The following is a 21,668-nucleotide window of genomic DNA, read 5'->3' on the forward strand; positions in this document are numbered from 1 at the left end:
TATGCAAACAGGAAGAATTATTAATTCAAATAGTGGTTTTTATTATATTCAAACTGCCGACAAAAAAATTGTCACCACAAAAGCACGTGGTAATTTTCGACAACGCAAAATTAAGCCTTTAGTTGGTGACTGGGTGGATTTTGACAATGCCTATTTGTTGAATATTCATCCACGACGTAACGAAATTGCACGTCCGTTAATTGCTAACGTTGATCAAGCTTTAGTTGTTGTGTCAGCCACGGAACCGGAATTTTCGACTAATTTATTAGATCGTTTCATCGTCATTTTACAGTCGAAAAATATTAAACCAATTATTTATTTGAGTAAAACGGATTTATTATCTAGTGAACAATTAGTGGATATTAAACAGCAACTTGATTACTATCATCTATGTGGCTATGAAGTTTTTACTAGTCACCAATCAGAAATAGAAGAAAAACATTTTATGGCTGTTTTAGGTGACCAAGAAACAGTCGTTACCGGACAGACTGGTGTTGGCAAGTCGACATTATTGAATAAATTGTTACCAGAACTTAAATTAAAAACTGCCAGTATTTCGACCAGCTTAAATCGAGGTAAGCATACTACACGCTTAGTAACGCTATATCCCTTTCAAAATGGTCTAATTGCTGATACGCCTGGTTTTTCTTCGTTACAATTTCAAGATATAACTGTAGAACAATTGCCTAATTTGTTTCGGGATCTGCAATATTATGCTAGTGATTGCAAATATCGTAGTTGCTTACATTTGAATGAACCCGATTGTGCTGTTAAAAAAGCTGTTACATCCGGTGATATTTTGCCCAGTCGTTACCAAAATTATCAGCAATTCCATGAAGAAATTGCAAAAGTTCGTCCAACTTATCAAAAGAAGTCGAAAAAACGGAGGTAAAAATAATGAATTTTGATGTCATTGCACCATCAATTCTGAGTGCGGATCGTTTGAATTTACATCGTGATTTGCAAACTGCAATTCAAGGCGGTGCACAGATGTTTCATATTGATATTATGGATGGGGTATTTGTACCAAATTTATCTTTTGGACCGAGTTTTGTACAAGCTATTCGCAAAATTACATCATTGCCGCTTGATGTTCACTTAATGACAATTAATCCTGAAAATTATCTAGATGAATTAATTGCTGACCAGGCTGATTTAATCAACTTACACGTAGAAAGTACTAATCACATTTATCGTGCTATCCAAAAAGTACAGGCTGCGGAAATTAAAGCCGGAATTGTGCTTAATCCAGGAACGTCAATCAGCAGTGTCGCGCCCTTATTGCCTTTAGTGGATAATGTTTTAGTGATGAGTGTCAATCCTGGTTTTGGTGGACAGCAGTTTATCTATGCGATGACGCAAAAAATTCAAAAGTTGGCACAATTACGCAAGCAAAATGCTGATTATACTTATACTATTGAAGTTGATGGAGGTATTAATGAGCAAACAGCTAAACTTTGTAAAGTGGCAGGTGCACAAATTTTTGTTGCTGGATCTTATGTATTTGACCATGATATTGCCCAACAAATTGCGCGCCTAAAAGAGGTTTTGGTCATTGAAAACAGTTAGATTGATGCTGGGAGGCAATACCACCAACATTCCTGATTTAACTATGTTGCATGGCAAGACTTGGATAGGAGCAGATCATGGTAATTTAGTGTTATTGGAACAAAATATTGTGCCTCAAATTAGTGTTGGTGATTTTGATTCGCTGACACCATTAGAAAAAAATCTAATGGAATTGCAAGTTAATGATATTCGTTACGCCAATGCTATTAAAGATTATACAGATTCGCAGTTAGCACTAGACATAGCTTTAACTGACTTGAAAGCACAACAAATACTAATTTATGGTGCTACCGGCGGGCGTTTAGATCATGAGCTGGTGAATTTATTGTTGCCGCTGGATCTAAGCTCTGAGAGCGATATTGGACGCTTGAAAATTATTGATCGGCAAAATGTGATCTCATATTTTACACCAGGTAGATACACTTTAACCAAAATAGCTGATATGGATTATTTAGCTTTTGTGAACCTAGTACCAGTGAATAATTTTACTATTCAAGGAGCCAAATATCCTTTGAAATCGACTAATTTAGCACGTCCGATATCGTTCGCTAGCAATGAATTCGTGGGTTATGCACCAGTTGATTTTGCATTCACTGATGGTGTCATGGCGGTGATTCAAAGTCGAGGGTAAAATAAAAAAGTCGCCTTTAAGCGACTTTTTTATTTAGACGCGAGTAACTTTGCCAGACTTTAAAGCCCGTGTAGAAACCCAAACGCGTTTTGGCTTACCATCAACTAGGATACGCACTTTTTGTAAATTAGCTTTCCAAGAACGCTTAGAAGAGTTCAAAGCGTGCGAACGTTTATTACCAAAAGTAGTTTTGCGTCCTGTAATAATATCTTTTGCCATGGGACAAACCTCCTTGCCCTGTAATACTTTTACATGTACAATACGCTAGATATGTTACCATTTACTATCAGAGAACGCAAGTTATAATTCAAGTAATTTTGCTTGACACTTTTAGTTGTTCTTTTACAAATGAATAGGCTATGATAAAATTTATTAATGATACGATTACAGATCGGGGTGTTGTTCTTTGGCAGTATCTATTAAAACAAAATACGGAAATATTGCTGTTTCTAACGAAGTGATTGCTTCAATTGTTGGAGTGGCAGCAACTGATATTTATGGCATTGTCGGGATGGCTAGTAAAAGTCAGATTCGTGACGGAATGAATATGATTTTAAATCGAGATAATTATACTCGCGGTGTTGTGGTGCGCCAAGAAGGTGATGATACTGTGGTTGATGTCTACATTATCGTCGGCTATGGCGTTAAAATTTCAGAGGTTTGTCGTAATGTGCAAAATCGGGTGAAATATAATTTAGAAACCATGTTGGGAGCGCCAACGGCTAAAGTGAATGTAATAGTTCAAGGTGTTAAAATTTTAGAAGCGGATTAATTGGAGGAATAGCTGGTGTCAGTGAAGAAAATTACGGCAAATGAGTTTAAGGATATGATTCGCATAGGTTCGCATCGTTTGGACCAAAATGCGAAATTTGTCGATTCTTTAAATGTTTTTCCTGTTCCTGATGGCGATACCGGAACAAATATGAATTTAACCTTTCAATCAGGCTATAAAGCTGTTAATGAAGCTGATTATGAACATGTTGGTGAGTTGGCAAAAGCCTTATCTAAAGGCTTATTGATGGGTGCTCGTGGTAATTCAGGAGTGATTACATCGCAAATTTTTCGTGGTTTTGGCAAAAGTCTAGAACAAAAATCTCAGTTAACAGCTACGGATTTATCAGAGGCATTAGTTGGCGGGGTACAGACAGCCTACCAAGCAGTGATGAAACCAGTTGAAGGTACTATTTTAACAGTTGCGCGTGGCGCTAGTGAAGCTGCTCAGGTTGTGGCACAACAAGATGCTGATGTATTAAGTGTGATGCAAGCAGCTGTTGCAGGTGCTAAGAAGGCTTTAGCTAAAACGCCGGATTTGTTACCGGTTTTAAAAGAAGTTGGCGTGGTTGATTCTGGTGGTCAAGGCTTATTATTTGTCTATGAAGGATTTTTACAAGCTTTAGGTGGGCAAGTAAGTGATGCTGAAGTATACCAACCTAATGAATCCGAAATGGATGACATGTTAAACGCGGCACATCATCAATCAGCGCAGGCGCAGTTTGAAGTTAGTGATATTCATAATGGATTTTGTACAGAAATGATGGTGCAACTGGGTGTAGATCCAACTACTAGTGACACTTTCCAATATGAAGAATTTCGCAACTATTTAGCAAATATTGGCGATTCTTTGCTTGTAGTGGCTGATGACGAAGTAGTTAAGGTTCATGTTCATACACAGCATCCACAGCAAGTTTTTGCATATGGAAAGCGTTTTGGTAATCTATCCAAAATTAAAATTGATAATATGCGTATTCAACATGAGACCATTGTGGAAAATGATGATGATTCTGTACCAACAAGACAGCCAGTTAAAGAATTGGACTACGCAATTATTGCTGTAGTTTCAGGAGCAGGTTTAGAAAAATTATTTACTAGTTTAGGTGTGACGACGATTATTAGTGGTGGACAGACAATGAATCCTTCAACACAAGATATTGTTGATGCGATTAATAATAGCCATGCGCAGCGTGTTTTAGTGCTACCCAATAATGGCAATATAGTGATGGCTGCCCAACAAGCACAAGAGGTTGTTGATATTCCCACGCAAATCGTCCCTAGTAAATCGATTGCGCAAGGTATGACGGCGTTACTTTCATTTGATCAAACTGCTGATTTGATGACTAATCAAGAAAATATGACTGAAGCGTTACCTGATGTTAAAAGTGGTCAGATCACGCAAGCTGTTCGTGATAGTGTGATTAGTGATTTGCATGTTAAAGAAAATGACGTTATCGGTATTGTCGATGGAGAGATCGTCGTTAATGGTTCTGATGCAGTACAAGTTAGCATTGCGATGGTGCAAAAAATGGTTGATGGTGATAGTGAAGTAGTTACTATTATCATTGGACAAACTGGTGAACAAGCAATTGCAGAACAAATTGCTGCGGATATTGAAACAGCTTTTGACGATTTAGAAGTGGAAATTCATCAAGGCGATCAACCAGTTTATCCTTATTTGATAGCTGTAGAATAATCATCAATTTAGTATTGACGACATTAGTCGTCTTTTTTTGGAGTTGGGTATGCAAGCAATTGGACAATCGGTTATTCATTTAAATGGTGTCGGTCCGAAACTGCAATCAGCGTTAGCAGAACTAGGAATTATAACCGTCAGAGATTTGCTGTATTATTTTCCAAGGCGGTATGAAGATTTAGTTATTAAATCTACCAAAGAAGCTAACGACCAAGAAAAAATTGTTTTACAAGGGGTAATTGCTAGTCCCGCTATTTTGAAACGTTTAGGTAATAAGCGGACGTTGACAATTATGCGTTTGTTAGTTGATAATCAGAGTATACCGGTGACTTTTTTTAATCAGCCGTGGCTCAAGCAGAAAGTTACTGCTGGTCAGGAAATTTTAATCTATGGTCAATGGAATCTAGCTAAGCAATCTTTGACTGGTATCAAAATTTTAGCTAATGATAATCTTACTGGTGCTAGTGTTGATGCAATTTATCCGACTAATAAAAAAGTGCCCCAAAAGACACTAATTAAACTTATTAAACAAGCAATAGATTTAAGCTTGACAGAGGTGGTAGATCCTTTACCGGTGGTATTGCAACAAAAATATCAACTTTTAAAAGAACAAAATATAATTAAATGGATGCATTTTCCTGAGAATTTGGAGCAAGCCCGTTTAGCACGTAGAAGTGCTAAGTTTAGGGAATTTTTTTTGTACAGTGCACGTTTGTGCCAGTTGAAAAACGCTAAAACTTCAGATCTAGGAGTTAGTGAACAATATAATGAAGAATATGTTCAGCAGTTGATGTCTTCTTTAGATTTTTCTTTAACAGCAGCTCAACAACGTGCTTTGACAGAAATTTTACGCGATATGGCGCAATCTAAACCGATGAATCGGCTTTTGCAAGGTGATGTTGGCAGCGGTAAAACTATTGTAGCAGCGATTGCAATGTTTGCAGCCGTGACAGCTGGATTTCAGGCGGTATTGATGGTTCCAACGGAAATTTTAGCACAGCAACATTTTAAAAAATTAGCGCCTTTGCTGGCAAAATTTCAAGTAACTACTACTCTACTAACCAGCTCGCTGACGGCCAAACAACGTAAACAGCGTCTAGCTGCTATTCAAGCTGGACGCTATAATTGTATTATTGGTACGCAAGCACTTTTTCAAAAAGATGTCCAGTATGCTCAGTTAGGTTTGGTGGTTATTGATGAGCAACATCGCTTTGGTGTTCAGCAGCGGAAAGCATTGCGTCAAAAGGGTATTAATCCAGATTTATTATTGATGACTGCAACACCGATTCCGCGAACTTTAGCGATTACTTATTATGGCGAGATGGATTTGTCACTGATTGATGAATTACCTCAGGGACGGCAGCAAATCACCACTTTTTGGCTACGTTTCAATAAGTTAGGTCAAGTGAAACATTTTTTGCGCGAACAGTTAGTGCAAAAGGCGCAAGTATTTGTAGTTGCACCGTTGATTGCTGATTCTTCAAAGATTGATTTAGCTAATGCACAGGATATTTATCAAAAATTAGTTGATTTATTTCCGAATCAAAAAGTTGGTTTATTGCATGGACAAATGACGACTATAGAAAAAGAACAAATTATGACTGCCTTTCAAAAGCAAGAAATTGCAATTTTAGTTGCAACGACAGTCATTGAAGTAGGTATTGATGTGCCCAACGCCTCTATTATGGTAGTTTTAAATGCTGAGCGTTTTGGTTTGTCACAATTGCATCAATTACGTGGACGTGTTGGACGTGGTCAACGAGCTTCTTACTGTATTTTAGTTAGTGACCCCACCAATAAAATTGCTCTACAGCGCATGAAAATCATGACACAAACGACAGACGGTTTTAGGTTAGCTCAAAAAGATTTAGAATTACGGGGTTCCGGTGATTTCTTTGGTGATAATCAATCTGGTTTACCGGCTTTTAAGATTGGTGATCCTGTAGCTGACGCTAAAATGTTGGACATCGCCTATCAAGAAGCACGACACTTGTTTCAAAGTGATCAAAAATTAATGGATTATCCAATTTTGAAATCATATATAAGTAATACACAGACAAACAATATAGATTAGTGAGGAAAGCAAATGAAAGTAGCTGTTGATGCTATGGGTGGCGATAATGCCCCACAAGTAGTAGTGGAAGGAGTTAAACGAGCTCGCGATGAATTTAGCGATTTGGAATTTATTTTATTCGGTGATCAAGAACAAATTAAGCAATATTTGGATAATGATGAGCGAATTACAATTATGCATACGACAACCCAAATTTTAGGGACTGACGAACCGATGAAAGCAATTCGCCAAAAGAAAGATTCTTCAATGGTTTTGGCAGCTCAAGCAGTCAAGGATGGACAAGCTGACGCGATGACTTCTTTAGGTAATTCTGGAGCTTTATTAGCTGCTGGTATTTTTATTATTGGACGTTTGAAAAATATTTCACGTCCAGCTTTAATGCCAACGATGCCCATTATTGCTGGTGATCATGGCTTTGTCTTGCTAGATGCTGGCGCTAATGCAGAAGTTAAAGTGGATTATTTGAAACAGTGGGCAATCATGGCTTCTTTTTATGCTAGTGAAGTGGAAGAAATAACTAATCCGCGCGTTGCTTTGCTAAATAATGGTAGCGAATTCGATAAAGGGGATCGTTTGCATCAAGAAGCTTATCAACAGTTATCCCAGTTGGAAGGTATTAACTTTGTGGGGAATGTGGAAGCAGATAATGTGTTGCAAGGGTCAGCTGATGTCATTGTGACGGATGGTTTTACCGGCAATGCAGTTTTGAAATCTATCGAAGGTACTGCTAAGCTAGTGGTTTCTGAATTGAAGAATGCTTTGTTGAATAATGGCTTAAAAGCTAAATTAGGTGCTGCTTTGGCAAAACCTGCTTTAATTAACATTAAAGATACTTTTGATGTCTCTAAATACGGCGGAGCAGTCTTGATGGGTGTTAAAGCACCGGTTGTTAAATCACACGGATCTTCTGACGCCCGAACTGTCTATTATGCTTTGGTGCAATTGAGAATGATGTATAATAAGAGAATGCTTGATAAAGTTATTCAATACTTTGATCAAGAACATAAATAAATATTTTAGAGGTTAATAATAATGGATAAAGAACAGGTATTTGCTAAAATTACACAAATGTTGAGTGAACGCTTTAATGTTGATCAAGCACAAATTACAGCGGAAACCAATTTTCAAAATGATTTAAACGCTGATTCCATTGATATGGTGGAATTTGAATTAGAGTTGGAAGACGATTTTGGTGCTGAAATTCCTGATGAACAGGCGGCACAAATCCAGACTGTTGGACAAGCTGTCGATTATATTGTCGCGCAACAAAAATAAAGATAATTTTATTAAGGAGTTAATATTGAACGATCGAAAACTAGCTGATCTATTAAAAGATCGCTATAATATCGTCTTTAAAGATATTAGTTTATTACATTCAGCTTTGACTCATTCTTCTTATGCCAATGAACATCGTGAATTGCATGTGAAAGATTACGAACGCCTAGAATTTTTAGGTGATGCCGTATTGGAATTAAATGTTTCTGAATACATTTTTAAAAAGTTTCCGCAATTGCCTGAAGGTCGCCTGACTAAATTGCGTGCAGATATTGTTTGTACTGCTAGTTTCTCGCAATTTTGTCGTGAAGTTGGTTTGCCAGAGTTTATTCGTTTAGGTAATGGTGAACAAAAAGCTGGTGCTCGCAATCGTGATACTTTATTAGAAGATGTTTTTGAAGCTTTTATGGGCGCTTTGTATTTAGATCAAGGCAATGCTCAAGTAGTAGCTTTCTTGCAACAGACGGTCTATCGACATATTGATGCGGGACAATTTAGTTCGGGAAATGATTTCAAGACTGAATTACAAGAAGAACTGCAGCAAAATGGTGATGTAGATATCAATTACCAAGTGGTAGCTGAGAACGAAACTGATTTTACCGTTCAGCTTTTAGTTGATGGCAAGGCATTAACTAAAGGTACTGGTCACAGCAAAAAAGATGCCGAGCAACAAGCTGCTCAGCGTCAATTAGATGTTTTACACAATAATTAGGAGGATCTTTGGTTGGTATTAAAGTCACTGCAGATTAATGGTTTTAAATCTTTTGCTGACAAAACGACGATTGATTTTGGCACTGGTATCACAGGTGTGATTGGGCCTAATGGTAGTGGTAAAAGTAATTTAACTGAAGCCGTGCGCTGGGTAATGGGCGAACAGTCTGTCAAGAGTTTGCGTGGCGAAAGAATGCAAGATATTATTTTTGCAGGTAGTGATACCAGACCACCTTTGAGTCGTGCGGAAGTAACGTTAACTTTTGACAATAAAAAACGTGATCTAAATTGGGATCATGACGAGGTAACTGTGCAAAGACGGTTGTTTCGTGATGGTGAAAGTGAATTTCTGATCAATGGTCGTAAATTACGTTTGAAAGATGTTGCTAATTTGTTTTTAGATGCTGGATTAGGGCGGCATTCGTTAACCATTATTTCGCAAGGCAATGTGGAAGCTATTTTTGGCAATAAACCTGAGGCACGCCGTTTTTTGATTGAAGAACCTGCTGGTGTGGCAGGGTTTAAATTAAAAAAGCAGCAAGCTCAGCAACAATTAGCACAAACTGATGATAATTTACAACGAGTTTGCGATATTGTGCAGGAGTTAGCTAATCGTGTAGAACCATTGAAGGAACAAGCTAGTATTGCGCGTGATTATCAGGAACAAAAAAGTCTTTTTGATCAGCTGGAACAAAAAATTTTAGCTACGGAAATCACACAATTGGCTGATCAACAACAAACTTTGCAAGAGCAAAAACAAAGTATTCAACGTCAATTGGTAACTGTGGCACAGCAAGTAACAGATTCCAACCAACAAGTTACTCAAAATAGAGAGCAAATTGCTGCTTTGACTGCTGAATTAGATGATAAGCAACAACAATCTGCTCAATTGAGCCAGCAATTAGAAGTTTTAAGAAGGCAAAAAGCAGTTAATGCTGAACGCTTTGATTTTACAGATAATAGTAAAGAGCAACTGCAAAAAGATATTGCAACTTTGCAACAAGCACAAACAACTTTGCAGGCTAATAATCAAAAGCATACTGCGAAATCAGCTCAATTAAAAAAGCAGATCAAGGATTTAAAGCAGCAAGTAACTCTTTTGCAGGGTAAATTAACCGCTGATCCGCAAACAATTGCCCAAACTATTGAGCAATTACGGCAACAAAACATTACAACTATCAAACAGCAATCAGTAGCGACTAATCAGGCGCAGTATCAAGCTCAACAATTAAAAGATTTAACTGCTCAATTAGACCAATTACGACAGCAACTGGCAACTTTCAAGCAAGATCAAGTTGAATTAACACAGCAAGAAAATGCTTGGCGGCAAAAATATCAAGATCAAAAAGAGAAACTTACAAAAGCACAGACAACTTTGACTACTAATAACCAGCAATTAATTCAGTTGCAACAACAATTAGAGCAAACGCAAACAACTTATTACGAAAAACTGCGACGATACCAAAATAAGCAAGCTGAATTGCAATCTTTAAAGCGAGTGATTAAACAACATCAAGGCTTTTATCAAGGGGTGCGTTCAGTCTTGAATGCTCAACCGCAACTAACTGGTGTGGTAGGTGTTTTGGCAGAGTTAATTGATGTTCCAAAGATTTATCAAACCGCTATTCAAAGTGCCGCTAGTGCACAATTACAGGCGATTGTTACGCAAAATCAAGCTGCCGCTCGTGATGCGATTGCTTTTTTGCGGCAGCAAAAGGCTGGGCGAGCTACTTTTTTGCCACGCGATATTATTAAATCTAGACAACTAAGTAAGCAGCAGTATGCAGCAATTGCTAATCAAGATTATTTTGTTGGTTTAGCTAGTGATTTAATTAGTTCTAAACTGGATATCAGGAATATTATTGAGAATATTTTTGGTTCGTTAATTGTGGTTAAAGATATTGATGCTGCCATTGCTGCTAGTAATGTTTTACATCAGCGTTTTAAAATTGTTACTTTGCAAGGTGATTTGATCAATCCTGGTGGTTCATTGACGGGTGGTCAAAATAAAAATCAAACAGAGTTATTAGGTCAAAAAACACGTTATAAAACTTTGCAAGAACAGTTAAAGCAATTTCAGCAATTACTTGTTCAAACAGAATCTAGAATTAAAGATTATCAAGAACAAGTGCAAAACTTAACGCAAGTTGTTGAGCAAAAACAAGTTAATATTCAATCTTTGTTGCAAAAAGCACAAGAAATTAAAAGTGCTCGAGAAGTTGAGCAACAAAGGCAATTGGTCAAGCAACAACAAGTGCAAGAATTAAAAGATAAACTATTAACTGTTCAGAAAGAACAAACTAATTGCAACCAGCAATTACAGGTTACACGGCAAAATATTACAAAATTGACACTAAGAATAGATCAGCAAAAGCAACAATTGTCACAGAAACAAGATTCTTTGCAGGATTTTGATCAGCAAAAAGCTCAAATAACAGAACAACTGCAAGCGCAAAAAACGCAACTGGCCTTGGCTGAAAATAATTTGCAAAATCAAGTAATTGTATTGCAACAAAGTGAAACACAGTTGCAAGATAATCATAAGCAATCGGCAGAAAAGCAAGCGGTGTTGACAGAGTTAGTTAAAAATCAAGGTACTTTACATGATTCAGTTGCAGCAACCACAACAAAAATTAAGCAAATTGAACAGCAGCTTTCAACTTTGAAAGAGCAACTACCCAGTCTAAGGCAATCTCGTCAGCAAAAACAAGAGCAAGCCCAAGAAATTGAACCAGTTGCGCAACGTTTGTTTTCTTTGCAAAAAAAATGGTCTGATGAGCAAGAACAAAATGCCGTACAATTGGCACAAATATCTACGAAAATTAAGCAACGTCTACAAACTTTAGAGCAAGATTATCATTTAAGCATTGAAGTAGCTGTGCAACAGTTGCCTGATAATTGGGATTTAGCAGCTGCTCAACGCAAAGCGCAAATGTTGCAACAAGGTTTACAAGAATTGGGTTCGGTTAATTTGGCTGCTATCGAAGAATATGATGAAGTTAAAGAGCGTTATGAGTTTTTGACGGATCAGCGTGCTGATTTGTTAACGGCTCGAAAGCAATTGTCTGCAACTATGAAAGAAATGGATCAAGAAGTCATTCAGCGATTTAAGGCGATGTTTGATCAGGTGGCAGTGGCATTTGGTGATGTTTTTCCACAGATGTTTGGTGGCGGGCATGCTAAGTTAGCATTAACTGATCCTGCTGATTTATTAAATACAGGAATTGAAATTATTGCACAGCCACCCGGAAAACGATTGCAGCGCTTGAGTTTATTATCTGGTGGTGAAAAAGCTTTGACGGCAATTACTTTGTTATTTGCCTTATTGAAAGTAAAACCAGTACCATTTTGCATTTTAGATGAGGTAGAAGCCTCTTTAGATGACGCTAATGTGGAACGTTTTGCCACTTTTTTAAATCAATATGATGCTCAAACGCAGTTTATTGTTATTACGCATCGTAAGGGTACCATGATGCAGGTTAATCAGTTATACGGCATTTCAATGCAAGAATCAGGTGTATCTACAGTATTAGCCTTGGATTTGAAAGCGAAAGAAGTGAGTTAGTTAATGGGACTATTTAATTTTTTAAAGAAAAAAGATCATAAGCAGACTGAGGAAAAAAAGCCTGAAACACCAGTATCTGAACCAATTGCTGAAACCAAGTCTGAGACACCAACAGTTTCAGAAGATTCGACAGTTGAAGTGGCTGAAACACCAGTAATTTCGGAAGATACAGCAAATAGTGAAGGCAACACTCCTGACCAAAAAGCTGAAATAAACAGTGAAATTGTGGTTTCAGACAAACCAGCACAGTCAGTAGATGCTACACAAGAATCAGAATTAAAGACTGATGCTGTTGAATACGAGCAAGGTCTTAAAAAGACGCGGCATAGTTTTCGTGATAAGTTCAATTCATTTATGGCTAATTTTCGTTCAGTCGATGAAGATTTTTTTGATGACTTAGAAGATTTGTTAATTCAAGCTGATGTTGGTTATAACATGGCTATGAGAATTTCGGATGCTTTACGTACGGAAGTGAAACTACAAAACGCCAAGTCTAAAGCTGATGTATCCAAAGTAATTATTGACAAGATGGTGGAACTTTATCATGAAGACAATCAAAATGAAGATTATGAATTAAATATTGATAACGAGCGGTCTTTAAATGTTATTTTATTTGTAGGTGTTAATGGTGCTGGTAAAACAACTACTATCGGTAAATTAGCAGCACGTCTAAAAAACGAAAATCATAAAGTTTTATTGGCAGCGGCCGACACTTTTCGTGCTGGTGCTATTGAACAATTACAGGCTTGGGGCGAACGAATTGATGTACAAACAATCGCTAAACCTGCAGGCAGTGATCCGGCTGCTGTGGTTTATGATGCTTTACAAGTTGCTAAAAATGATGACTTTGACGTCTTATTAGTAGATACTGCGGGTCGCTTGCAAAATAATACCAATTTGATGAAAGAACTAGAGAAAATCAAGCGTATTATTACCCGGGAAATCCCCACTGCTCCACACGAAGTTTTGCTTGTAGTGGATGCAACAACCGGACAAAATGCTTTAAGTCAAGCTAAACAATTTCAAGAAGTTACTCAAGTTACAGGAATCGTCTTATCTAAGTTAGATGGTTCATCACAAGGTGGAATTGTTTTGGCGGTTAATAATGAGTTGCATATTCCTGTTAAGCTAGTTGGATTAGGTGAACAAATTCAAGATTTGCGTACCTTTGATCCAGAAAAATATACAACTGGTCTGTTCAGCACTTTGTTAGCAGCTGGTGGAAGTGATGAATGATAGTTTATCGCGCAAAACAAAAGTTAATATGTTGTATGATTTTTACCAACCGCTTTTGACTAATAAGCAAGACTTATACATGCGGCTATATTATGGTGATGATTATTCTTTAGGAGAAATTGCTGCCAACTATCAAGTGAGTCGGCAAGCCGTTTATGATAATTTGAAGCGCACGGTTAATTTGTTGAATGACTATGAAAATAAATTACACTTATACCGTAATTTTTTAAAAAGAGAGCAATTGCTGAGTAAGTTGCAGGATTTAGTGGCGCAATCTGATGATCCAGAATTGCAACACTTAACTACCGAATTGACAGAACTAGAATAGGAGATAGATAAGATGGCTTTTGAAGGATTGAGTGAACGACTCCAGAAGACTTTTTCTAAGTTACGCGGCAAAGGTAAGGTTACTGAAGCTGACGTAAAAGAAATGATGCGTGAAGTCCGGCTAGCGTTATTGGAAGCGGACGTTAACTTCGATGTTACAAAAACCTTCATCAAAAAAATTCGTGAGCGGGCGGTTGGCAGTGAGGTTTTAGATAGCTTAACACCAGCGCAACAAATTATTAAAATTGTCAATGAAGAACTCACCCAAATCATGGGTACTAGTGCAGTTAGTTTAAATAAGGCACCTAAAATTCCGACAATTATCATGTTGGTTGGTTTACAAGGTGCTGGTAAAACGACTTCAGCTGGTAAATTAGCGCGTTATTTAAAGGATGAGAAACGTGCTCGGCCACTTTTTATTGCGGCAGATGTTTATCGTCCAGCTGCTGTTGAACAATTAAAAACAATTGGGCAACAAATAGATGTGCCGGTCTATGAAGAAGGGACAACTGCTAGTCCAGTAGATATTGTGCAACGTGGCTTACAGCAAGCACAAGAAAATAAGAACGATTATGTTTTGATTGATACGGCAGGTCGATTAGAAATTGATGACCAGTTAATGGATGAATTAAGCCAAATTAAGGCTTTAGCGCAGCCTAATGAAATTTTATTGGTTGTGGATTCTATGACTGGTCAAGCAGCTACGCATGTAGCGGAAGGTTTTAATCAACGTTTGGATTTAACTGGTGTAATCTTAACCAAATTAGACGGTGATACTCGTGGTGGGGCTGCGTTATCTATTCGAGCTGTTACTGGAAAACCAATTAAATTTATTGGTTCTGGTGAAAAATTAGCTGCTTTGGAAGTTTTTCATCCCGAACGAATGGCTAATCGCATTTTGGGTATGGGCGATATGATGACTTTGATCGAAAAAGCCCAAAAAGATTATGATGAACAACAAGCTGAAGAATTAGCACGTAAAATGCAAGAGAACAGCTTTGATTTTAATGATTTTGTAGCGCAATTAGAACAAGTGCAAAAGATGGGTCCCATGGAAGATATTATGAAAATGATTCCCGGCATGGGAAATAACCCAGCTTTGCAAAATGCAAAGATGGATCCTAAAGATTTAGAACATCTGAAAGCAATTGTTTATTCGATGACACAAAAAGAAAGACAAAATCCTGATTTACTGAATCCATCGCGCCGTAGAAGGCTAGCAGCTGGTGCTGGGCGACCTATTGCTGAAGTTAATCGGATGATTAAGCAATTTAAGCAAATGCAGCAGATGATGCAAAAAATGTCTAATGGTAATATGGCTGGTCTAGAGCAGATGCTAGGTGGTGGTTTTCAAGGAAAAATGGGCAAGATGGCAGTTGGCTCCATGATGCGCAAAACCAAGAAGAATAAAAAGAAGCGTTTGAAAAAAGTTAAGCGATTTAAATCATAATTTTAACTTTAACTATGTAAAGAAAAAAGACTTTACACATGAACTAGTGTAAAGTATACTTATTAAAGTTAAGAATAATAGTTTAGTTTTATGGAGGATTTAATTATGGCAGTTAAGATTCGTATGCACCGAATGGGAAGTAAAAGACGTCCTTTTTATCGGATAGTTGTTGCTGATTCTCGTGCTCCTCGTGATGGTCGTTTTATTGAACAAGTTGGTCACTATAATCCATTACGTAAAGAAGATATCAAAATTGATGAGGCAATGGTGTTAGACTGGTTACAAAAGGGTGCTCAACCTTCAGATACAGTACGTAACTTGTTGCAAAAACAAGGCATTATGCAAAAATTTCATGAATTAAAATTAGCTAACAAATCCAAATAGTTGTGATAAACGAAATGGATTCTAGTATTGTTAAGTTAATTAAGGCAATTGTTGTTCCATTGGCTGATAATAAAGAACAGATCGAAATTACCACAGAAATGAATGATGATTGTTTAGTCTATAACCTGCACGTGAGTGCAGCTGATGCTGGTAGAATTATTGGAAAACATGGACGCGTGGCTCAGGCCATTCGCACAGTGGTCTATTCGCAAAATCATAATAATGATCAGCGAATTAAGTTAAATATTATTCCTGAATGATATCTATCTAGTATGAATTTGAGCAATTTTTATGATAAAAGGCTGGTGCAAAACTTAGTTTTGTTCTGGTCTTTTTTAAAAGGATAAACATTTATGATTAATGAAGATTATTTACGTGTCGGGACAATCATCAATACTCACGGTTTAAAAGGTGAGTTAAAAATCAGGACCACCACTGATCAACCAGAACAGCGTTTTATTAAAGGTCAACAGTTATTTATACAAAGTCAACAGTACTTGCGACCGGTAACCTTGCAGAGTGTTCGCGTACACAAAGGCAATTGGTTATTACAGATTAAAGAAATTGCTGATTTGACAGCTGCCGAACAATATCGTAATTGTGATTTATATATTGCCACAGCAGATTTGCCTGAATTACCACTGGGGCAATATTATTATAAGGATATTTTAGGTATTACAGTAATTGACCAAACGCATGGTTTGCTCGGAAAAGTAGTTGATATTTGGGATTTGGGACCGAACGATGTTTGGACAGTGCGCAATCAACAAGGTGCGGAAGTTTTGATTCCCATTTTGAAATCAGTATTATTAAATGTCGATTTGCAACAAAAAAAAGCACAAGTGGATCTACCAGCGGGGTTAATTGATGAAGATTGATATTTTAACTTTATTTCCAAAGATGTTTGCAGCTTTAGATGAATCACTTTTAGGCAAGGCGCAGGAAAAGGGTTTGATCGACTTAAATATTTGTGATTTTCGTAAATATTCCACTGATAAACATCATCATGTTGACGACACTCCGTATGGTGGAGGCGCTGGTATGTTGTTACAACCGCAACCTTTTTATCGTGCGATGGATGAAATTAATGAACAAGATGCTGGCCGCAAGCGTGTGATCTTACTAGATCCTGCTGGTCAACGTTTTGATCAAAACATTGCCCAAGATTTGGCGCAAGAGCAACATTTAGTATTTTTATGTGGGCACTATGAAGGTTTTGATCAACGTATCGAAAATTTAGCCACAGATCATTTATCAATTGGCGATTTTGTGATTACCGGTGGGGAAATGGCAGCGATGATGATGGTTGATGCCACAGCACGCTTTATTCCTGGTGTATTGGGCAATCAAGCATCCGCATATTCCGATTCTTTTTCAGACAATTTGTTGGAGTACCCGCAATATACGCGTCCGGTTGAATATCGAGGGATGAAAGTGCCCGATGTTTTGTTAAGCGGTAATCACCAAAAAATTGCCCAATGGCGTCATGAACAAGCTCTATATAAAACTTATTGTCAACGCCCTGATTTATTGACTGAATTATCTTCTGCTGATCAAAAGTTAATTCAGCAGTGGCAAAATAACAAATAATAGTTTGCTAAGTTCATATGATATGTTACAATTACATTTGTATGTTTATAGAGATGATATTCCGCTGTGATGTTAGATTTGCATGAGTATCAGAATAAAGGAGATAATTTTATGGGTATCAAAAGTCCATTAATTGAAACAGTTACTAAAACACAGTTGCGTGATGACATTCCTGAATTTCGTCCTGGTGACACAGTCCGCGTGCATGCCAAGGTTGTTGAAGGTAGTCGCGAACGTATTCAGATTTTTGAAGGCGTAGTTATTAAGCGTCGCGGAATTGGTATTAGTGCAACTTATACGGTACGTAAAATTAGTAGTGGTGTTGGTGTTGAACGTACTTTCCCATTACATTCACCACGTGTTGCTAAGATTGAAGTTGTCCGTTACGGTCGTGTTCGTCGTTCCAAGTTGTATTACTTGCGTGCATTGCGTGGTAAGGCAGCACGGATTCCAGAAAAACGTCGTTAATATTTTAAATATAAAATTAAGAGTGTTGCTAAGATTGGCAGCACTCTTTTTATATATATTTTTTTAAATTTTTGCACCTGTAATTGCCATTCGCGATAAACATTAATTTCTTTAGTAAATTGTAAAGTGCCTAACTGATATTTAATTTTTAAGTTGTGTAATTTATTTTAAGAAATAAGAAACGCTTTCATTGTGGTAGCGCTATCAATTAATCCTAACCAAAAATCATGCATTTTTTAGTGGATGCGTACTGGAACTTGTTGTAAACAGTTATTGGTTCAACTGTGTTTACTAAGTGCAGGTAGTTAGGTGTAAGGGCTAAACTAGTAGCAGGCATGCTGGTACCGCAAGCGTTTAATCTTTTACCGCAAATAAATGTTTTTTAAGCAAATGGCTGTACTCATGAGTAATGTAAGATAAACCATAAAACCAAAAAATGATAAAATATTGTACAATTAAAAATTATTGCTACTTGTGTGCGTGTACTAGCAATTATTGGTCATGGTGGAGCAATCTATTTTTTGGTTCATGATAAAAAGACCAGTTGTATTTAAATTAAAGCTGTACTAAAGAAAGCACCAGGTGTTATTGTGCAAGATATCCAGATCCACAAACTCTATCCTCACCATTAACTGAAATCAATCAGTGTGCTATTTTTGTGGGATTATCGCGAGCTAATTTGGAAAATCCTAGTGCTTTTCATTTATGGTTTGTTTCCAATAACTTATTAAAGGCTACTGCATGTTGAGTGGCTGATGAGTCACTTTAATTTATGTTTTGCCGGTATAAACCAACTACTTTGCCTAAAATGGTAACTTGTTCCAAATAAATAGGTTCAAAATCATCATTTTCAGGCTGCAGGCGAAATTGATTCTGATCTTTAAAAAAACGCTTGCAGGTAGCTTCATTATCAGCATTCATAGCAATAACAATTTCTCCGTTTTGAGCGGTACTTTGTTGGCGAACAATAACTTGATCACCGTCTAAAATGCCAGTATTGATCATGCTTGAACCATTGATTGTTAACATAAATAATGGCTGGGTTTCAGTTTTTAAATTGGGTGGCATTGGAAAATTAGTTTCGGATTGCTGTTGGATAGCTAACAACGGTTGACCAGCTGTTACCGTGCCAACAACTGGAATTTGATCTACAGGAATGGATAAAACAGCTAATCCATCAGTCGTTAATTCGAGTGCGCGAGGTTTTGCAGGGTTACGACGCAAAAACCCCTTTTTTTCCAGACGTTCTAAATGTCCGTGAACAGTTGAAGTCGAAGATAAATTTACTTGATAACCAATCTCGCGTACAGTTGGTGGATATTGGTGTTCCTTTAAATAATCATAAATATATTGCAAAATTTCAAACTGTTTTGCACTAATTGGTTGACTCATTGTGACACTCCTAGTATGTTTAAAATTAGATTAGCATATGTGACTTATTGTTGCAAACGAATGTTCGCTGAAAGGAAATGATTATGACTAAACAAGAAAAGAATTCGCAACCACCAGAATTAGTTAAAAGAATTAATGAATTAGCACAGAAGCAAAAAATGGGTACATTAACAGATGCTGAGGCTAAAGAACAAGGAAAGTTGCGACAAGAATATTTGGCTAATTTTAGGCAAGGCTTAAAAGACCGTATTGAACACACTAAATTATATGACAAAAACGGTAATGAAATAACATCGCGCAAAGTGCGTAATCTACAGCAAAAAAATGGCTGGCGTAAAGATTAAATGCAATTTTGTGACTGGAATATGATATAATCAAATTAACTAATCAAGTCATGGATCTTATTTTGATCTGTGAATAAGGATGGATGAGAAATGGGAATTACAATCCTAGTCGGAATTATTATGTTAATTCTAGGTCTGGTTGGTGGTTTTTTTGGTGCACGAGCTTATATGAAGAAATATTTGCAAGATAATCCGCCAATTTCACCGGATATGATGCGACAAATGATGGCACAAATGGGACAAAAACCTTCACAAAAGAAATTAAATCAAATGATGCAAATGATGAAGAATCAAAACAAAAAGTAATTTGATTAAAAAAGACAGTTTAACTGTCTTTTTTTTGTATTTCATTAAGTAATTTAAAATTTTAGCACGGGACACTTGCAATGTTAAAATAAATTGTTAAAGTTAGAAATAACTAATCAATTGTGAGGCGCAAAAAGTGACAATTTTTAGGAAGTTGAATTGGTTTTTTAAAGAACAAAAAAAGCATTATTTGATTGGTGTCTTATTCCTTATTTTAACTGCAGTGGCTAATTTAGCGATCCCCCAAATCATTGGTAAATTTGCTGATTGGATTAATCAGCATCAGCTTAATGTACAACGCTTATTATTTTTACTAACAATTTTGGCTATTGCTGGAATTGCACAGTATTTATTTAGATATGGTTGGCGGCGTGAAATTTGGGGTGGAGCAGCACAACTGGAAAAGCAATTACGCAGTCGCTTATTTTGGCATTATTTGAATATGGATGATACTTTTTTTAGGCGCCATAGAATTGGTGATTTAATGGCGCATGCGACTAATGATATTTCTGCTGTACAAAATGTAGCGGGATCAGGTATCTTAACGTTAGCTGATTCCATTATTACCGGAGGGCTAACGATTATTGCAATGGTAGTTTTTGTAGATTGGCATTTAACAATTATTGCTATTTTGCCACTGCCTTTGCTTGCAGTTATGGCACGCTTATTGGGAAATCGTTTGCATCATTATTTTTCTAAATCACAAGCAGCGTTTTCACAATTAAGTAATAAAACCCAAGAAAGTATGACCGGTATTAAAGTCATTAAAACTTTTGGTCAAGAACAAGAAGACATCGCAGATTTTAATCGGCAAGTTGATCAAACAATTAACATTAATCGAAAAGTTAACCTAGTGGATGCTTTTTTTGATCCCATAACTGGTTTAATTATTGGGTTGACTTACGTTATTACGATCATTTATGGTTCACAACTGATTTTGCAACACGTGATTACTATCGGACAATTGATTGCTTTTGTAGGTTATATTAATGCGTTAGTCTGGCCAATGTTTGCAATTGGTCGCTTATTTAATATTTTAGAGCGCGGCAATGCTAGTTTTGATCGAATTCAAGATATTTTAGGTGAAAAAGCGCTATTGACGCAATCAGATCAGCAACAATTACCAGTTAACAATGCAACTTTGAAGGTTGATATTCAGAGTTTTACTTATCCTGATGGGCAAAATACAGCGTTACAAAATATTACTTTTGAATTAGCGCCTGGACGCACATTAGGTATTGTCGGACGAGTTGGTTCCGGAAAAAGCACGCTAATTAAGCTGATTTTGCGAAGATTTGATCAATATACAGGTCAAATTACTTTAGGTGGCAATGATATTCGGAATTATTCTTTAGATACTTTGCTAACTAATATTGGCTATGTTCCCCAAATTAATTTTTTATTTTCAGCTTCTGTGAAGAATAATATTCGCTTTGCTAATTATCAAAGTTCTGATCAACTGGTAAAAAATGCTGCTTTAGCGGGTGCCGTTGATGGTGACATTCAGGACTTGAGTGCGGGCTACCAAACAATGATTGGTGAGCGTGGTGTTTCTTTGTCTGGCGGACAACAGCAACGCTTAGCTATTGCTCGTGCTGTTTTAAGTGGACCCAAAATTTTAATTTTAGATGATGCTACATCAGCTGTTGATGCTAAAACAGAGGTAGCAATTAATCAAAATTTACGCCAATATCGTCCAGCTGGTCAGTCTACAATTGTTATTGCCCAACGTTTGCGTAGTGTTATGGATGCAGATGAAATTATTGTTTTAGAGTATGGAACAATTGTTGAAAGAGGAACGCATCAACAATTATTGGCGCACAGTGGTTGGTATGCTAAAATGTGGCAGCGCCAGCAGATGAATTATTAGGAGAAAAAT

23 protein-coding genes are annotated in these 21,668 nt (G+C 36.9%); 21 read left to right on the forward strand and 2 right to left on the reverse strand.

Annotated features, from left to right (window positions below):
- The first annotated feature begins 1 nt into the window (after position 1).
- Genes rsgA through MOO47_RS06735 form a run of 3 tightly spaced genes read left to right on the forward strand, consistent with a single transcriptional unit; the run spans position 2 to position 2,200 of the window.
- On the forward strand, positions 2-892 hold the full coding sequence (gene rsgA, locus MOO47_RS06725; protein WP_249512687.1) for a ribosome small subunit-dependent GTPase A: 891 nt from the start codon (positions 2-4) through the stop codon (positions 890-892).
- Between the two features lie 5 nt (positions 893-897).
- On the forward strand, positions 898-1,569 hold the full coding sequence (rpe, locus tag MOO47_RS06730; protein WP_249512688.1) for a ribulose-phosphate 3-epimerase: 672 nt from the start codon (positions 898-900) through the stop codon (positions 1,567-1,569).
- Entirely contained in the window at positions 1,556-2,200 is a 645-nt protein-coding gene (locus tag MOO47_RS06735) for a thiamine diphosphokinase (RefSeq protein WP_249512689.1), read from the forward strand. The genes rpe and MOO47_RS06735 overlap by 14 nt, the downstream gene beginning before the upstream one ends.
- Before the next feature lie 33 nt (positions 2,201-2,233).
- On the opposite strand, the gene rpmB is transcribed toward MOO47_RS06735, so the two are convergent.
- Positions 2,234-2,419, reverse strand: coding sequence for a 50S ribosomal protein L28 (gene rpmB / locus MOO47_RS06740; protein ID WP_249512690.1), 186 nt, complete (start codon positions 2,417-2,419; stop codon positions 2,234-2,236).
- 187 nt (positions 2,420-2,606) lie between these two features.
- Here rpmB and MOO47_RS06745 point away from each other — a divergent pair, with 187 nt between their 5' ends.
- From MOO47_RS06745 to rplS, 15 genes are all read left to right on the forward strand, one after another.
- The gene (locus MOO47_RS06745; protein ID WP_249512691.1) at positions 2,607-2,972 is read left to right on the forward strand and encodes an Asp23/Gls24 family envelope stress response protein; all 366 of its coding nucleotides are present in this window, start codon (positions 2,607-2,609) and stop codon (positions 2,970-2,972) included.
- A gap of 15 nt (positions 2,973-2,987) precedes the next feature.
- Positions 2,988-4,667: a DAK2 domain-containing protein gene (locus MOO47_RS06750; protein ID WP_249512692.1), complete on the forward strand. Its 1,680-nt coding sequence runs from the start codon at positions 2,988-2,990 to the stop codon at positions 4,665-4,667.
- Positions 4,668-4,716: 49 nt separating this feature from the next.
- Positions 4,717-6,741 carry an ATP-dependent DNA helicase RecG gene (gene recG / locus MOO47_RS06755; protein ID WP_249512693.1) on the forward strand — a complete coding sequence of 675 codons (2,025 nt, stop codon included), beginning with the start codon at positions 4,717-4,719 and terminating at the stop codon, positions 6,739-6,741.
- Between the two features lie 12 nt (positions 6,742-6,753).
- Complete coding sequence (gene plsX, locus MOO47_RS06760) at positions 6,754-7,752, forward strand: phosphate acyltransferase PlsX (protein ID WP_249512694.1); 999 nt, start codon at positions 6,754-6,756, stop codon at positions 7,750-7,752.
- 21 nt (positions 7,753-7,773) lie between these two features.
- A complete protein-coding gene (gene acpP, locus MOO47_RS06765) occupies positions 7,774-8,016 on the forward strand; it encodes an acyl carrier protein (protein WP_249512695.1) in 243 nt (80 codons plus the stop codon).
- Between the two features lie 25 nt (positions 8,017-8,041).
- Positions 8,042-8,728 carry a ribonuclease III gene (gene rnc, locus MOO47_RS06770; RefSeq protein ID WP_249512696.1) on the forward strand — a complete coding sequence of 229 codons (687 nt, stop codon included), beginning with the start codon at positions 8,042-8,044 and terminating at the stop codon, positions 8,726-8,728.
- 12 nt (positions 8,729-8,740) lie between these two features.
- Positions 8,741-12,292: a chromosome segregation protein SMC gene (smc, locus tag MOO47_RS06775; RefSeq protein WP_249512697.1), complete on the forward strand. Its 3,552-nt coding sequence runs from the start codon at positions 8,741-8,743 to the stop codon at positions 12,290-12,292.
- A 3-nt stretch (positions 12,293-12,295) separates the two neighbouring features.
- Positions 12,296-13,528: a signal recognition particle-docking protein FtsY gene (ftsY, locus tag MOO47_RS06780; RefSeq protein WP_249512698.1), complete on the forward strand. Its 1,233-nt coding sequence runs from the start codon at positions 12,296-12,298 to the stop codon at positions 13,526-13,528.
- Positions 13,521-13,856: a putative DNA-binding protein gene (locus MOO47_RS06785; protein ID WP_249512699.1), complete on the forward strand. Its 336-nt coding sequence runs from the start codon at positions 13,521-13,523 to the stop codon at positions 13,854-13,856. Before ftsY ends, MOO47_RS06785 begins: the two co-directional genes overlap by 8 nt.
- Positions 13,857-13,868: 12 nt before the next feature.
- Entirely contained in the window at positions 13,869-15,305 is a 1,437-nt protein-coding gene (gene ffh / locus MOO47_RS06790; RefSeq protein WP_249512700.1) for a signal recognition particle protein, read from the forward strand.
- 105 nt (positions 15,306-15,410) lie between these two features.
- Positions 15,411-15,689 carry a 30S ribosomal protein S16 gene (gene rpsP, locus MOO47_RS06795; RefSeq protein WP_249512701.1) on the forward strand — a complete coding sequence of 93 codons (279 nt, stop codon included), beginning with the start codon at positions 15,411-15,413 and terminating at the stop codon, positions 15,687-15,689.
- A 14-nt stretch (positions 15,690-15,703) separates the two neighbouring features.
- Complete coding sequence (locus tag MOO47_RS06800; RefSeq protein WP_249512702.1) at positions 15,704-15,949, forward strand: KH domain-containing protein; 246 nt, start codon at positions 15,704-15,706, stop codon at positions 15,947-15,949.
- Positions 15,950-16,042: 93 nt separating this feature from the next.
- Positions 16,043-16,567, forward strand: coding sequence for a ribosome maturation factor RimM (rimM, locus tag MOO47_RS06805; protein ID WP_249512703.1), 525 nt, complete (start codon positions 16,043-16,045; stop codon positions 16,565-16,567).
- Positions 16,557-17,279 carry a tRNA (guanosine(37)-N1)-methyltransferase TrmD gene (gene trmD / locus MOO47_RS06810; RefSeq protein WP_249512704.1) on the forward strand — a complete coding sequence of 241 codons (723 nt, stop codon included), beginning with the start codon at positions 16,557-16,559 and terminating at the stop codon, positions 17,277-17,279. Before rimM ends, trmD begins: the two co-directional genes overlap by 11 nt.
- A gap of 111 nt (positions 17,280-17,390) precedes the next feature.
- Positions 17,391-17,747 carry a 50S ribosomal protein L19 gene (gene rplS, locus MOO47_RS06815; RefSeq protein WP_249512705.1) on the forward strand — a complete coding sequence of 119 codons (357 nt, stop codon included), beginning with the start codon at positions 17,391-17,393 and terminating at the stop codon, positions 17,745-17,747.
- 765 nt (positions 17,748-18,512) lie between these two features.
- Here rplS and lexA read toward each other — a convergent pair.
- Complete coding sequence (gene lexA, locus MOO47_RS06820) at positions 18,513-19,139, reverse strand: transcriptional repressor LexA (protein WP_249512706.1); 627 nt, start codon at positions 19,137-19,139, stop codon at positions 18,513-18,515.
- A gap of 83 nt (positions 19,140-19,222) precedes the next feature.
- Here lexA and MOO47_RS06825 point away from each other — a divergent pair, with 83 nt between their 5' ends.
- The 3 genes from MOO47_RS06825 to MOO47_RS06835 all read left to right on the forward strand — a co-directional run bounded on the left by MOO47_RS06825 (position 19,223) and on the right by MOO47_RS06835 (position 21,659).
- Positions 19,223-19,483 carry a DUF896 domain-containing protein gene (locus MOO47_RS06825; protein ID WP_249512707.1) on the forward strand — a complete coding sequence of 87 codons (261 nt, stop codon included), beginning with the start codon at positions 19,223-19,225 and terminating at the stop codon, positions 19,481-19,483.
- A 90-nt stretch (positions 19,484-19,573) separates the two neighbouring features.
- Positions 19,574-19,789, forward strand: a complete 216-nt coding sequence (locus MOO47_RS06830) for a YneF family protein (RefSeq protein WP_249512708.1) — start codon at positions 19,574-19,576, stop codon at positions 19,787-19,789.
- A gap of 136 nt (positions 19,790-19,925) precedes the next feature.
- Positions 19,926-21,659 carry an ABC transporter ATP-binding protein gene (locus tag MOO47_RS06835; RefSeq protein ID WP_249512709.1) on the forward strand — a complete coding sequence of 578 codons (1,734 nt, stop codon included), beginning with the start codon at positions 19,926-19,928 and terminating at the stop codon, positions 21,657-21,659.
- Positions 21,660-21,668: the final 9 nt, after the last annotated feature.

It is taken from the genome of Bombilactobacillus thymidiniphilus, from assembly GCF_023380245.1.
GTDB lineage: Bacteria > Bacillota > Bacilli > Lactobacillales > Lactobacillaceae > Bombilactobacillus > Bombilactobacillus thymidiniphilus.

Coding starts and splice junctions, on each gene's coding strand:
- rsgA (WP_249512687.1), top strand. CDS start 2: ATGCAAACAGGAAGAATTATTAATTCAAATAGTGGTTTTTATTATATT.
- rpe (WP_249512688.1), top strand. CDS start 898: ATGAATTTTGATGTCATTGCACCATCAATTCTGAGTGCGGATCGTTTG.
- rpmB (WP_249512690.1), bottom strand. CDS start 2,419: ATGGCAAAAGATATTATTACAGGACGCAAAACTACTTTTGGTAATAAA.
- recG (WP_249512693.1), top strand. CDS start 4,717: ATGCAAGCAATTGGACAATCGGTTATTCATTTAAATGGTGTCGGTCCG.
- plsX (WP_249512694.1), top strand. CDS start 6,754: ATGAAAGTAGCTGTTGATGCTATGGGTGGCGATAATGCCCCACAAGTA.
- acpP (WP_249512695.1), top strand. CDS start 7,774: ATGGATAAAGAACAGGTATTTGCTAAAATTACACAAATGTTGAGTGAA.
- ftsY (WP_249512698.1), top strand. CDS start 12,296: ATGGGACTATTTAATTTTTTAAAGAAAAAAGATCATAAGCAGACTGAG.
- MOO47_RS06785 (WP_249512699.1), top strand. CDS start 13,521: ATGAATGATAGTTTATCGCGCAAAACAAAAGTTAATATGTTGTATGAT.
- ffh (WP_249512700.1), top strand. CDS start 13,869: ATGGCTTTTGAAGGATTGAGTGAACGACTCCAGAAGACTTTTTCTAAG.
- rpsP (WP_249512701.1), top strand. CDS start 15,411: ATGGCAGTTAAGATTCGTATGCACCGAATGGGAAGTAAAAGACGTCCT.
- MOO47_RS06800 (WP_249512702.1), top strand. CDS start 15,704: ATGGATTCTAGTATTGTTAAGTTAATTAAGGCAATTGTTGTTCCATTG.
- rimM (WP_249512703.1), top strand. CDS start 16,043: ATGATTAATGAAGATTATTTACGTGTCGGGACAATCATCAATACTCAC.
- trmD (WP_249512704.1), top strand. CDS start 16,557: ATGAAGATTGATATTTTAACTTTATTTCCAAAGATGTTTGCAGCTTTA.
- rplS (WP_249512705.1), top strand. CDS start 17,391: ATGGGTATCAAAAGTCCATTAATTGAAACAGTTACTAAAACACAGTTG.
- lexA (WP_249512706.1), bottom strand. CDS start 19,139: ATGAGTCAACCAATTAGTGCAAAACAGTTTGAAATTTTGCAATATATT.
- MOO47_RS06825 (WP_249512707.1), top strand. CDS start 19,223: ATGACTAAACAAGAAAAGAATTCGCAACCACCAGAATTAGTTAAAAGA.
- MOO47_RS06830 (WP_249512708.1), top strand. CDS start 19,574: ATGGGAATTACAATCCTAGTCGGAATTATTATGTTAATTCTAGGTCTG.